This window comes from Kineococcus rhizosphaerae (assembly GCF_003002055.1).
Classification (GTDB): Bacteria; Actinomycetota; Actinomycetes; order Actinomycetales; family Kineococcaceae; genus Kineococcus; species Kineococcus rhizosphaerae.
Genome location: NZ_PVZF01000005.1, coordinates 138,669 through 151,475, shown reverse-complemented (window position 1 = coordinate 151,475; position 12,807 = coordinate 138,669). Strand labels below are relative to the sequence as shown.

The following is a 12,807-nucleotide window of genomic DNA, read 5'->3' as shown; positions in this document are numbered from 1 at the left end:
TCAGGGCTGGGGGACGGCCGTCGTGGAGCCCGGCCGCGCGAGGTGCTCCTCGACCGCGGCCAGGACCGCGACGGCCCGCGCCGCGTTCGCCGCGTCCAGCGGGTCCGGCTCACCCGTGCGCGCGGCCTCGCGCAACCGGTCCACGGCCCGGCCGAACCCCTCCTGCGGGGTGCCGCCGAAGCGCGGCAGGTCGTGCCGGCCGCCCGGGCCCCAGACCGTCGCGAACGACCCGCCGGTCCCCACCGGGGCCGTCAGGGTCAGCGCCAGCGCCGTGCCGGCCCCGTTCGCGTGCTCCAGGGCCACGGTCACCGCGTCGCGCGGGCCCCGGGCCGCCGCGAGGCGCTCGACGTCGCCGAACAGGTCGTGGACGACGCTCAGGGCGTGCGGTCCGGTGTCCCACAACCCGCCGCGCTCGCGCCGCCAGGCCGAGCCCGCGTAGGGGTTGCCCGGGGCGTCGATGGTGCCCGCCCAGCGGAACACCCCGCCCTCCCACGGGCCGTGCTCGGCCGCCAGCGCGCGCATCCCGTCCAGCCAGCCGGTGATGTCGGGCTGGAACAGGTACGTGAGGTACTCCACCGAGGCGACCGCGTTGCGCTGCACCGCCTCCACCACCCGCACCGCGTCCTCCAGCGAGGTCGCGAGGGGTTTGTCCAGCAGCAGGTGCCGGCCCGCGTCCGCGGCGCGCACCGCGACGTCGGCCTGCACGTCCGGCGGCAGCGCCACCGTCACGGCGTCGACGTCGGCGAGCAGGTCGTCGAGGTCGGCGTAGGCGCGGGTCCCGTGCTCCTCGGCGGCCGCCCGGGCGTGGCCGGGGTCGCGGCCCCAGAAGCCGACGAGCTCGACGTCGGGGTGCGCGCGCAGCGCCGCGCCGTGGGTGGTGCGGGCCCAGTGCCCGGTGCCGAGGACGCCGAACCGGGTGGGGGTGCTCACGCGGACGACGCTACCGGGCTGCCCGCGGGTGCGGTGGGCTACCGTCCTGGGCGTGATCGAGGCGGGCTCGCGGCGCAGGAACCAGCCCGCCCCGCCGCACGTGGTCTGCGAGGCGCTGGTGCACCCCGACCGCGACCCGGCGCGGCCCTGGCTGGACCTGCGCCCCGACGAGGTCCGGCCCGAGGTGGTGGACCTCGACGCCCCGCACCTCGTCGTCTGGTCCTCGCTGTGGCCCGTGCGCCCCGACGCCCGGCTGCGCTTCGACCTGCCCTGGGACGCCGGGCACCAGGGGACCGACCTGCGCTGGACCCTGTTCGTCGCCGGCGAGCTGCCGGGTCCGTCGCTGCTCGGGCACCTGCGCCGTCGGGTGCAGCAGCTGATCAACGCGGACCTGCGGTACTCCTTCGGGCAGTGAGGAACCCGCGGCGCTCGTGTCCGTGGTGATCGCGTCCCGGGTGTCCGGGGTCCGGACCCCGTGACACGGTGGTCCCGTGCCCAACCGCCTCGCCCGCTCCACCAGCCCCTACCTGCTCCAACACGCCGACAACCCCGTCGACTGGCAGGAGTGGGGCGCCGAGGCGTTCGCCGAGGCCCGCCGCCGCGACGTGCCCGTCCTCGTCTCCACCGGGTACGCGGCCTGCCACTGGTGCCACGTCATGGCCCACGAGTCCTTCGAGGACGAGGCCACCGCCACCGAGATGAACGCCTGGTTCGTCAACGTCAAGGTCGACCGCGAGGAACGCCCCGACGTCGACGCCGTCCACATGGCCGCCACGACCGCGATGACCGGGCAGGGCGGCTGGCCCATGACGACGTTCTGCACCCCCGACGGGCAGGTCTTCTACGCCGGGACGTACTTCCCGGACCGCCCGCACCCGCAGCTGCCCTCCTTCCGGCAGGTGCTCGCCGCCGTCAGCGAGGCGTGGCGGGAACGCCGGGAGGAGGTCCTCGCCTCCAGCGAGCGGATCGCGGCGGCGCTCGCGGCCATGGTCCCCGCGTCCGGCGCGGTCCCGGGGCCCGACGACCTCGAGGCCGCCGTGGCGCGGCTGGCCGCCGAGGAGGACGTGGTCCACGGGGGCTTCGGCGGGGCCCCGAAGTTCCCGCCGTCGATGGTGTGCGAGTTCCTGCTGCGGCACGCCGCCCGCACCGGCTCGCCCGTCGCGGCCGGTCTGGTGCAGCGGACCCTGACCGCCATGGCCCGCAGCGGCACCGCCGACCAGGTCGGCGGGGGCTTCGCCCGCTACGCCGTCGACGCCGGCTGGGTCGTCCCGCACTTCGAGAAGATGCTGTACGACAACGCCCTGCTGGCACGGGTCTACCTGCACTCCTGGCGCGCGACGGGTGACGCCGAGCACCGCCGCGTCGCCGAGCACGCCTGCGAGTTCCTGGTCCGCGACCTGCGCACCCCGCAGGGCGCCTTCGCCGCCTCGCTGGACGCGGACACCCCGGTGCCGGACGCCGACGGGCACGTCCGGGCCGTCGAGGGGGCCACCTACGTGTGGACCCCGGGCGACCTCGTCGAGGTCCTCGGCCTCGACGACGGGCCGTGGGCCGCGGAGCTGCTGGGGGTCACCGAGGCCGGGACGTTCGAGCACGGCACCTCCACCGCGCGACTGACGCGGGACCCCGGGCCGGAGGTGGAGCGCTGGGAACGGGTCCGCGAACGCCTCGCCGCCGCCCGCGCGGACCGTCCCCAGCCGGCCCGCGACGACAAGGTCGTGCTGGCCTGGAACGGGCTGGCGGTCGCGGCGCTGGCCGAGGCGGGGGCGCTGCTGGAGCGGCCCGACCTGCTGCTCGCCGCGCACGAGGCGGCCGGGTTCCTGCTCGACGTCCACCGCGTCGACGGGTCCTGGCGGCGCGTGTCCCGGGACGGCGTCGTGGGCCGGCCCGCGGCGGTGCTGGAGGACCTCGCCGACCTCGCCGAGGGGCTGCTCGCCCTGCACGCCGCGACGGGGGAGCGGCGGTTCTTCGACGTCGCCCTCGAACTGGGGCAGGAGGTCCTCGCCCGGTTCCGCGGTGAGGACGGGTTGCTCGACGTCGCCGACGTCGACCCCGCCCTGTCGGCCGCGCGCGCCGGGGCGGGCTCCCCGTCCGACCCCTCCGACGGCGCGACGCCGTCGGGGGGCTCCGCGGCGGCGGGGGTGCTGCTCACGCTCGGGGCGCTGACCGGTGAGGCACGCTTCCGGGACGCCGCCGTGGCGGCGCTGGGGGCCGCGGGGGCGGTCGCCGCGGCCTCGCCCCGGTTCGCGGGGTGGGGCCTGGCCGTCGCCGAGGCCCTCGCGGACGGGCCGCGCGAGGTGGCCGTCATCGGTGCGTCGGCGGACGCGGGGACGGCCGCGCTGCACCGGGTCGCGCTGGCCGGGACGGCCCCCGGGCTCGTGGTGGCGCGCGGCGTGCCCGGCGACGCGGTCCCGGAGCTGCTGGCCCAGCGCGACCTCGTGGGCGGTCTGGCCGCGGCGTACGTGTGCCGCGGGCAGGTGTGCGAGGTGCCGACGACGTCTCCGCAGGACCTGGCCGCCGCGGTGGGCGCACGCGGGGAGTGAGGCGGGAGGTCAGGCGGGGGCTCAGGCGGCGAGGGAGTACGTGGCCAGGGAGATCCCCACGTAGTGCGCCGCGAACGCGACGACTGTGAACGCGTGGAACACCTCGTGGAAGCCGAACCACCGCGGGCTCGGGTTCGGCCGCTTCGTCCCGTAGGCGACGGCCCCGAGGGAGTACAGCAGCCCGCCCACGACGACCAGCACCGCGACCGCGGTCCCGCCGCCGCGGGCGAAGTCGCCCAAGTAGCCCACCGCCACCCAGCCCAGGGCCAGGTACACCGGGGTGTACAGCCAGCGCGGGGCGCCGATCCAGAACACGCGGAACGCGATCCCGGCCAGCGCACCCGCCCACACGATCGTCAGCAGCCCCCGCGCCTCGGCGGCCGGCAGCGTCGTCACCGCCAGCGGGGTGTAGGTGCCGGCGATGATGAGGAAGATGTTGCTGTGGTCCATCCGGCGCAGCACGCCGGCCCACCGCGGTGACCAGTCCCCGCGGTGGTACACCGCGCTCGTGCCGAACAGCAGGGCCGCGGTGGTCGTGAAGACCGCCGCGGCCCAGCGGGCGCTCGTCGTCGGGGCCAGGCACACCAGCACGACACCGGCGGCCAGCGCCGCCGGGAACGTGCCGGCGTGCAGCCAGCCGCGCAGCCTGGGCTTGACCGCGGCCAGGGCCGCGCGGGGCAGGTCGGTCTCCACGACCCGACCGTAACCGTCGCGGCTGCGCCCCGGACACCTACCGCGGTACTACCCCGCGAGGGTGGCGTTCATGTTCTTCGCGAACTCCTCGGGCGTGATGGCGAGCCCGAACAGCTTCTCGATGTTGTCCAGCAGCGTCTCGGCCTGCGTCGGCGACAGCGCCTGGTCCCAGGACTGCTGGAAGACCTTCGCGCCCGAGGCCGTGTCGTAGATGAACTTCAGCCAGTCGGCGTCGTCGGACCCGCTGAACTCGCTGTCCGAGCCGTTGACGATCGGGACGGCCCCGGACTCCACCCACGCCTTGACGGTGGCGTCGGTGACCAGACCCTCGGCGAGGAACTTCTTCGCCGCCGTCTTGGCCTCGTCGCTGGCCTTGGAGGACAGCGCGTAGTAGGAGGACGGGTTGCCGACGGTGTCGGTCGGGTCCCCCTTGCCGCCCGTCACGGTCGGGAACGACGACCACGCCAGGTTGCCGCCGGTCACGAAGTCGCCGCCGTCGCTCTTCATCGACGAGTACGTCCACGCCCCGTGCAGCATCATCGCCGCCTTGCCCGAGTACAGCAGCGCCTGGTCGGCGTTGGAGTCGGCCGTGATCGAGGCGAACCCGTTGATGAAGCCCTTGGCCTTGACCAGGTCCTGCACCTTGGTCAGCGCGGTGATGGAGTCCGGGTGCGACCACGCGTCGGGCTTGCCCTGGTAGATCGAGTCGAACAGCTCCGAGCCGCCGATGCGGTCGTAGAGGAACTCCAGCCACATCATGTTCGTCCAGCGCGACTGCCCGCCCAGGGAGAACGGCGCGATGCCCGCGGCGTTGAACTTCGGGACCAGGGCCATGACGTCGTCCCAGGTCGTGGGCAGCTCCGCCCCCACCTGCTGGAACAGCTTCTTGTTGTAGAACATGACGATCGGGGAGACGTTCTCGCACGGGACGGCGTAGATCTTGTCGTCGACCGTGGCGGCCCCGAAGGCGCTCGCGAACAGCTTGTCCTTCAACGCCGCGTTGTCGGCGAAGAACGACGTGAGGTCCTCGACCTGGCCGTTCTTCACGTAGTCACGCAGCCCGCCGCCGCCCCAGGTCCAGATGATCGTGGGGCTCTGGTTGGCGCCGATGGCCGTGCGGATCTTCGTCTTGAAGGCGTCGTTCTGGTACGTCGACACCGTCAGCTTGGAGTCGGGGTTGGCCTTGTTGAAGGCGTTGACCGAATCCGTGCGGATGCCCTCGGCGGGCTGACCGGTGAGGATCCAGATCGTGGCGGCGCCACCGCCGCCGCCACCCGAGCCCGAGCTGCCGGCCGGGCCGGAGTCCCCGCAGGCGGCGAGGGCGGTGCCGACCAGCGGCGCGGACAGGGCCAGGGCCAGGAGCGATCGGCGAGAGGTCGTGGCGGACATGCGGTTCCTCCGGGACGAGCCGCGTCGTCGCGGCAGCGCGGACCCCGGGCGGGGCCGGGGCCACCGACGGCGCCGTCGGTGACAAGAACTTAGGTAACCAGTGGCAACCGGTCAAGGAAGACGCCCCGTGCGGCGTCCGACCGTGTCGGGCCCGGGTATAGCGTGAGCGCCGATGGGCCTCCGCGATCTCCTCTACGGCGCGTACGGGCGGCGGCTGGAACGGTCGCTGGACCCCGACGTGCTGCCCCGCCACGTGGGCATCATCCTCGACGGCAACCGCCGCTGGGCCAAGGCCTTCGGCGCCCCCAGCTCCCACGGCCACCGCGCCGGGGCGGACAAGGTCGTCGAGGTCATGGGCTGGTGCGCCGACGAGGGCATCGAGGTCGTGACCCTGTACCTGCTGTCGACGGACAACCTCAACCGTTCGGCCGACGAGCTCGAGCCCCTCATCCGGATCGTCGAGGACGCCGTCGCCCGGGTCGCGGCGACGAAGCGGTGGAAGGTGCACCCGGTCGGCTCCCTCGACCTGCTCCCCGAGCCCAGCGCGGCCCGGCTGCGCGAGCTCGCGGAGCAGACCGCGGACATCACCTCCGGGGTCGTCAACGTCGCCATCGGCTACGGCGGCCGGCAGGAGATCGCCGCCGCGGTCCGTTCGCTGCTGCGCGAGCACGCCGACCGCGGGACCTCGATGCGCGACCTCGCCGAGGTGCTCGACGTCGAGCACATCGCCGACCACCTCTACACCAAGGGCCAGCCCGACCCCGACCTCGTCATCCGTACCTCGGGGGAGCAGCGCCTGTCCGGCTTCCTGCTGTGGCAGAGCGCGCACTCTGAGTTCTTCTTCACCGAGGTGCTCTGGCCCGACTTCCGCAAGGTCGACTTCCTGCGCGCGCTGCGGTCCTACGCCGCGCGGGAGCGGCGGTACGGCGCCTGAGGCGTGACGGCACGCTGACTCCCCGGTCCCGATCAAAGGGACCGGGGATGGAGCCAGCGCGCAGCGCTGGACAACGTGCCGATTCCCACCCCGCGCCGCGCCCCAGGGAGGTCGCCCGGATGTCACCCACTCGTCACAGCCCCGCGCGTGTTCCTGCCTGCGCGCGGGGGCCGGGGGACTACCGTCGGGAGCGGACGGGGAGCAACCGCTGCCCGCCCTCGGGAGGTCACCGTGCACGCTGCCCAGCGCAGCAGGGAGGCCCGGCCCCGGGTCGCCCGCACGACGACCTGAGTCCCGGTCCGCCGCTGCTGAGGGGAGTCCGGGCGCGCACGCGCACCGGGTTCCCGAGAACGGGAGACGTTCGTGGCCACCACCTCCAGCCCCGCCGTGCCGAACACCTCCGTGTCGACCACCTCCGTGCACCCCGACCCGACCCGCCGCACGTTCGTCCTGGACACTTCCGTCCTGCTGTCCGACCCCGGCGCCCTGTTCCGCTTCGCCGAGCACGACGTCGTCCTGCCGCTGGTCGTCGTCAGCGAGCTCGAGGGCAAGCGCCACCACCCCGAGCTCGGGTACTTCGCCCGCGAGTCGCTGCGGCGCCTGGACGACCTGCGCATCGAGTTCGGGCGTCTCGACCAGCCCATGCCCGTCGGCGACCAGGGCGGGACGCTGCGCGTCGAGCTGAACCACTCCGAGGTCTCCACGCTGCCGTCGGCGCTGCGCAACGGCCCGCTGGCCACGGCCGGCGACACCCGCATCCTGGCCGTGGCCCGCAACCTGGCCGACGAAGGTCACGACGTCACCGTCGTCTCCAAGGACGTCCCGCTGCGGGTCAAGGCGTCCGCGGTCGGGCTGACCGCCGACGAGTACCGCGCCGAGCTCGCCCCCGACTCCGGCTGGACGGGCGTCGTGGAGCTCGACGCCAGCGCCGAGGACGTCGCGACCCTCTACGACGACGGCAGGCTGGACACCCCCGAGATCCGGGAGCTGCCCGCCAACACCGGTGTCGTCCTGTCCTCCCCGCGCGGGCACGCGCTGGGCCGGGTCACCGCCGACAAGCACCTGCGCGTGATCAAGGGCGACCGGGAGGCGTTCGGCGTCCGGGGCCGCTCGGCCGAGCAGCGCATCGCGCTCGACGCCCTGCTCGACTCCACCGTCAGCATCGTCTCCCTCGGTGGCCGGGCCGGGACGGGGAAGTCGGCGCTCGCGCTCGCGGCGGGTCTGGAGGCCGTCATGGAGCGCCGCGAGCACCGCAAGGTCGTGGTCTTCCGGCCGCTGTACGCCGTCGGGGGGCAGGACCTCGGGTACCTGCCCGGCACCGAGGCCGAGAAGATGGGGCCCTGGGGGCAGGCGGTCTTCGACACCCTCGAGGCGGTCGTGGACCCGCGCGTCGTCGAGGAGGTCTTCGCCCGCGGGATGCTCGAGGTCCTGCCGCTGACCCACATCCGGGGCCGGTCCCTGCACGACTCCTTCGTGGTCGTCGACGAGGCGCAGTCCCTCGAGCGCAACGTCCTGCTGACGGTCCTGTCGCGCATCGGGCAGAACTCCAAGGTCGTGCTGACCCACGACGTCGCCCAGCGCGACAACCTGCGGGTCGGTCGCCACGACGGCGTGGCGGCCGTCGTCGAGGCCCTCAAGGGCCACCCGCTGTTCGCGCACGTGACGCTGACGCGCTCCGAGCGCTCGCCGGTGGCGGCGCTCGTGACGGAGCTGCTGGCCGACTTCGGGGCGTGAGTCGACTCTTGATACGCGTGGTTCCGGCTCCGGGTTCGTGCCCAGAGCCGGAACCGGACCCGGTTCCGGTGCGTCGAAACCTCAGCCCATAGCGCGATCGGTGTGAGAAGTTCCACAAAAGTCGACAGACCGTCGCTCATTCGTGACCTCACCGTGACGAACCGGAGGGTCTGAGTTTGCCTGGACGCGGGTCCGCGGGGCAGCGTTGCCGTCCGACAGCACCTCCGAGCCCCTGGTCGACCGGCACGCCGGCCGGCCGCGGACGTCGGCCGCCCGGACGCACGACGCGTCCCGCGGCCGACCGGGTCCCACGGTGCAGCCCCCTGCGAGGGGGTTGCCACGGCCCGGCCGACGAGGTGGACAGCTCGACCGGGCGTGGGCCGGGAGAACGTCGGAAGGTTCGGCTTGCCGCCCCACCGCCCCACCGCGCCCACGGACGAGCAGACCGCTCAGACCCCTCAGGACCGGAAGACCCGCACGGCCCGTCGCCGCTGGTCGTGGATCGCCGCCCCGGGCGTCGTCGCCGTCTCGGCGTCCGTCCTCGCCGGCGCCGCCCTCACCTCGGGCCCGGCCCCCCGCGCCGAGGCCGCCGTGCCCGACCACCTCGTGGTCGCGGCCACCGCCGAGCGCCAGAGCACCACTTCGGACAACTGGTTCCAGCAGGCGGACGTCCGCGTCGCCAGCGACCAGCGCGTCGCCGCCGAGCAGGCCGCCGCGGAAGCCGCTGCGGCCGCCGAGGCCGCGCGCCTGGCGGAGGAGGCCCGGCAGGCCGCGGCCGCCGAGGCCACCCGGAACGCGCAGCGCGACCCGAGGGGCATCGCGAGGATCATGGTCGCGGACCGCGGCTGGAACGACGCGCAGTTCGGCTGCCTGGACTCGCTGTGGACCAAGGAGAGCGGCTGGGACTACACGGCCGACAACCCCTCCTCGAGCGCCTACGGGATCCCGCAGGCCCTGCCCGGCAGCAAGATGGCCTCCATCGCCGCCGACTGGGAGACCAACCCCGTCACCCAGATCACCTGGGGGCTGAACTACATCGCCAGCCGGTACGGGACCCCCTGCGGCGCGTGGTCGCACTCCAGGGCCAGCAACTGGTACTGAGCACGCCGAGCACCCGCGCAGGCGCGTGACCCCTCGGGGGGATCACGCGCCTGCGTGCATGCAACCCGTTGCGGCGCAGGGACGTTCGAAGAGCCGGCAGAGGGCGCGGGCGACGTCGTGCTCGTGCGTGACGGGTTCGGCGAACCCGGCGCGCAGGGTCGTCGTGCCATCGCCGACCGTCACCAGGACGTCGAGGCCGTAGCGGTCGGCGCCCACGACGGCCACCTCGCGCGTCTCGCGGGCCTGCTCCGCGGGCAGGGTGTCCAGGACCCAGCCGACGAGCGCGTCGCGGTGGTGGGTCTCCAGGTGCGCGACGAGGCCGTCCTCGTCGTCGTACAGCGGGTCCGGGGCGGCGGCGGTGAACTGCTCGTCCTCCAGCAGGTGCACCCCGCCGGCCGTCGTGACGCGCACGTCGGCCACCTCCAGGCGCCAGATCGAGCGCGTGGTGCCGACGTCCAGCAGGGCGCCCAGGGGGCGGACGGCGGCCGCGGTCTGGGCCACCCGGCGCTGGTCGGCAGGCAGGACCGCCTCGACCCAGCCCGTCACGCACAGCCGGGCGCGGGGCAGGGCCGCCTGCCCCGGCGGGACGTCCAGGACGTCCAGGACGGCCGGGACCCCGCGCCAGCGGGCGTCGGTCTCGAGCTCGACCAGCCTGCGGTGCACCGGGGAGCCGTCCTCGAGCAGCAGCAGCAGTCCGCCCCACGCGTCGGTGAGGTGCTGGACGGGGTGGCTCTCGGTGCGCGGTTCACCGGCCCGGCGCTGCACCGCGGTGGCCCGGGCGAAGACGTCGTCCGCGCCGGGCTGCCGCTGGTGGGGGCAGGCCGCGTCGGTGCGCGGCAGGTGCAGCGTCCCGGTGACGGTGCCCACGGCGAGCGTGCGGGCCCACTGCGCGGGCGTCGGGCGGGTGGTCACCCGCACCCCGTCGGAGGCCGTAGAGTTGGAGTCGGTGCGTTCCGAACCCCCAGTCCGATGGGGATCCGGTGCCGTGGCCCGTTCGATCCCCTGGATCCGGTGGTCCACAGTGCCTCCTCGGTGCGCGATCGTCCTGGCCGGTCGAGGGCTTCTCGACTTTGGTCAGGCTCACCTTACGATCAGGAGAGTGGAATGAACAACGCCCGACCCAAGGTGCGCATCAGCCGCGCGCTCGGGGTGGCCCTCACGCCGAAGGCCGCCCGCTTCATGGACCGCCGTCCGTACCCCCCGGGCATGCACGGCCGCAAGCAGAAGAAGGCGTCGGACTACGCGACGCAGCTGCGCGAGAAGCAGCGTCTGCGCTACCAGTACGACGTGAGCGAGACGCAGCTGCGTCGCGCCTACGACCTCGCCAAGCGCAAGCCTGGCAAGACCGGTCAGAACCTGGTGCAGCTGCTCGAGACGCGTCTCGACGCCGTCGTCTGGCGTGCCGGCTTCGCCCGCACCATCTACCAGGCCCGCCAGATGGTCGTGCACCGCCACATCGTCGTCGACGGCCGTCGCGTCGACCGCCCCTCGTTCCGCGTCGTCCCCGGCCAGACGGTCGAGGTCGCGCCGCGCTCGAAGGCCAAGACGCCGTTCATCGTCGCCCGTGAGGGCGGCTGGAGCGACAACGAGATCCCGGGCTGGCTGTCCGTGGAGCGCGAGGACCTCACCGCCACGGTGAACGCCCTCCCGGTCCGCGAGCAGATCCCGGTGACCTGCGACGAGCAGCTCGTCGTCGAGTACTACTCGCGCTGAGCCTGCCGCACCGCGCTCGACGGGCGCCGATCCCCACGGGGGTCGGCGCCCGTCGTCGTTCCCGGGTGGTCGGCGTGGTTCCGGCACGTTGACTCCACGGTCCCGATGAACGGGACCGTGGAGTCAACGTGCCGAAACCCCGGGCGCTCACAGGCGGGGGGAACCCCGGTGGGCGAGGGACGCCTCGTCGAGGTCGAGCTGTTCCAGCGCCTCGCGCACGGCGTCCTCGGACACCTCGCCGGACTCCTCGGCCGCCAGCAGCGCCCCGCGCTGGGCGACGAGCGTGCGCCGGCGCACCTCGACGGCGCGGGCCGCCGTGGGGCTCGTGCCCTCGTTCTCCTCCTGCTCGGCCAGCCGGGCCCGCGAGAGCCGGTCGGCGCGTTCCAGCAGGGCGTCCACCAGGTCCCGTTCGCGCGGGTCGGTGGCCTCGTCGCGGGCGACGCGCAGCACCTCGAACATGCTCGCGCGGGAGACGTCCTGGGCCTTGCGCCGTTCGGCCTCGCGCCAGGTGCGTTCCCGCGACGTGTCCAGGTGCAGCCTGCCGATCAGCGGCGGCAGCGTGGAACCCTGCAGCAGCAGCGTCCCCACGGCGACGACGAACGCGAGGACCTGCAGGTCGGCGCGGTGCGGGAAGTCCTCGGGGATGCCGGCGGCCGCGGCCAGCGTCACCACGCCGCGCATCCCGGTCCAGGCGAGCACGACGTCCTCGGCGGGGCTGTAGTGCCTGCCGCCGGGGGAGAACCTGCCGTGCAACAGGTTCCGCATGAGGAACCCGCCGCCCAGGACCCACGCGACCCGGACGAGCACGACGGCGGCCAGGACCACCAGACCCGCGGCCAGCAACGACCAGGCGCGGGAGCCGTCGGTGACGGCATCGGCGAGCAGGAAGTGGAACTGCAGGCCGAGGTAGGCGAAGACGAACGCCTCGAGCAGGACGTCGACGACGTTCCAGATCTCGCGCTCGGCCAGGCGCGTGGCGTACACCGCGGACAGCGAGTGCCGCGACAGCACGAAACCGGCCACGACGACGGCGAGGACCCCGGACCCGTCGACGGCCTCCGCGACGGCGTACGCGGCGAAGGGCAGCAGCACCGCGAACGCCGTCATGAGCGAGGGCTCGGTGAGCTTGGCGCGGACGGCGGCGGCGAGGTGGCCCAGCGCGAACCCCACGGCCGTCCCGATCGCGGCGGTCACGAGGAAGAACAGCACCGGGTTGGCGGGCAGGAAACCGTCGTCGTCGGAGTGGGTGGCTGCGGCGACCGTCACCGAGAACAGGGTCAGGGCGGCGGCGTCGTTGACCAGGCTCTCGCCCTTGAGGGTGTTCAGGACCCGTGACGGCAACCCGAGCCGGCCGCCGATCGCGACGGCCGTCACCGCGTCGGGCGGGGAGACCACCGCGGCCAGGACGAGCGCCGTCGACAGGGTGACCCAGGGGATCGCGAGGCTCGCGACGAGCCCCACGACGGCCGTCGTCACGACGACGAGCAGCACCCCCAGGTTCGTGATGGACCGCCAGCGCCGCACGAAACCGCTGAGGGAGAAGTCCTGCGTCGTGGAGAACAGCAGCGGCGGCAGGACGACCGTGAGGATCGCCTCGGGGGACAGTTCCACCCGGGGGACGCCGGGGACGAAGGACACCGCGGCCCCGGCGATCGCGAGCAGCAGGGGAGGTTGCCAGCCGCGGCGGGCGGCGACGATCGTCAGGGCGAGCGCGGCGAAGACGACGATCAGCAGCTGGGCGAACACGCCGCCCATCCAACCCGATGCCGA

11 protein-coding genes are annotated in these 12,807 nt (G+C 74.0%); 6 read left to right on the top strand and 5 right to left on the bottom strand.

All coding sequences use genetic code 11. The annotated features are described in order from the left end of the window. Entirely contained in the window at positions 1-930 is a 930-nt protein-coding gene (locus CLV37_RS11640) for a Gfo/Idh/MocA family protein (RefSeq protein WP_106210424.1), read from the bottom strand. Positions 931-982: 52 nt separating this feature from the next. Here CLV37_RS11640 and CLV37_RS11635 point away from each other — a divergent pair, with 52 nt between their 5' ends. Together CLV37_RS11635 and CLV37_RS11630 are read left to right on the top strand one after the other, a co-directional pair. Then, positions 983-1,345 (top strand): hypothetical protein, encoded by a 363-nt coding sequence (locus CLV37_RS11635; RefSeq protein ID WP_106210763.1) that lies wholly within the window; start codon positions 983-985, stop codon positions 1,343-1,345. Between the two features lie 76 nt (positions 1,346-1,421). Then, on the top strand, positions 1,422-3,473 hold the full coding sequence (locus tag CLV37_RS11630) for a thioredoxin domain-containing protein (protein WP_106210422.1): 2,052 nt from the start codon (positions 1,422-1,424) through the stop codon (positions 3,471-3,473). A gap of 21 nt (positions 3,474-3,494) precedes the next feature. Here CLV37_RS11630 and trhA read toward each other — a convergent pair whose 3' ends face one another. Beyond that, positions 3,495-4,166, bottom strand: a complete 672-nt coding sequence (gene trhA / locus CLV37_RS11625; RefSeq protein WP_106210420.1) for a PAQR family membrane homeostasis protein TrhA — start codon at positions 4,164-4,166, stop codon at positions 3,495-3,497. Positions 4,167-4,214: 48 nt separating this feature from the next. After that, positions 4,215-5,555, bottom strand: coding sequence for an extracellular solute-binding protein (locus CLV37_RS11620; RefSeq protein WP_106210418.1), 1,341 nt, complete (start codon positions 5,553-5,555; stop codon positions 4,215-4,217). Between the two features lie 172 nt (positions 5,556-5,727). Here CLV37_RS11620 and CLV37_RS11615 point away from each other — a divergent pair, with 172 nt between their 5' ends. The 3 genes from CLV37_RS11615 (at position 5,728) to CLV37_RS11605 (ending at position 9,324) form a co-directional block, all read left to right on the top strand. After that, the gene (locus CLV37_RS11615) at positions 5,728-6,489 is read left to right on the top strand and encodes an isoprenyl transferase (protein ID WP_106210416.1); all 762 of its coding nucleotides are present in this window, start codon (positions 5,728-5,730) and stop codon (positions 6,487-6,489) included. Positions 6,490-6,876: 387 nt separating this feature from the next. Further along, positions 6,877-8,223 (top strand): RNA 5'-3' helicase PhoH2, encoded by a 1,347-nt coding sequence (gene phoH2, locus CLV37_RS11610; RefSeq protein ID WP_342762268.1) that lies wholly within the window; start codon positions 6,877-6,879, stop codon positions 8,221-8,223. A gap of 405 nt (positions 8,224-8,628) precedes the next feature. Next, positions 8,629-9,324 (top strand): aggregation-promoting factor C-terminal-like domain-containing protein, encoded by a 696-nt coding sequence (locus CLV37_RS11605; protein WP_146149373.1) that lies wholly within the window; start codon positions 8,629-8,631, stop codon positions 9,322-9,324. Positions 9,325-9,366: 42 nt separating this feature from the next. Here CLV37_RS11605 and CLV37_RS11600 read toward each other — a convergent pair whose 3' ends face one another. Continuing rightward, positions 9,367-10,236: a DUF2470 domain-containing protein gene (locus CLV37_RS11600; RefSeq protein WP_106210410.1), complete on the bottom strand. Its 870-nt coding sequence runs from the start codon at positions 10,234-10,236 to the stop codon at positions 9,367-9,369. Positions 10,237-10,428: 192 nt separating this feature from the next. Here CLV37_RS11600 and rpsD point away from each other — a divergent pair, with 192 nt between their 5' ends. Then, positions 10,429-11,037: a 30S ribosomal protein S4 gene (rpsD, locus tag CLV37_RS11595; RefSeq protein ID WP_106210408.1), complete on the top strand. Its 609-nt coding sequence runs from the start codon at positions 10,429-10,431 to the stop codon at positions 11,035-11,037. Positions 11,038-11,184: 147 nt separating this feature from the next. Here the strand turns inward: rpsD and CLV37_RS11590 are convergent, their stop codons facing one another. Next, on the bottom strand, positions 11,185-12,783 hold the full coding sequence (locus tag CLV37_RS11590; RefSeq protein WP_170127206.1) for a cation:proton antiporter: 1,599 nt from the start codon (positions 12,781-12,783) through the stop codon (positions 11,185-11,187). Positions 12,784-12,807: the final 24 nt, after the last annotated feature.

Excerpts from the sequence above, each read along its gene's own strand:
- CLV37_RS11615 (WP_106210416.1), top strand. The coding sequence starts at position 5,728 with ATGGGCCTCCGCGATCTCCTCTACGGCGCGTACGGGCGGCGGCTGGAA.
- CLV37_RS11620 (WP_106210418.1), bottom strand. The coding sequence starts at position 5,555 with ATGTCCGCCACGACCTCTCGCCGATCGCTCCTGGCCCTGGCCCTGTCC.
- rpsD (WP_106210408.1), top strand. The coding sequence starts at position 10,429 with ATGAACAACGCCCGACCCAAGGTGCGCATCAGCCGCGCGCTCGGGGTG.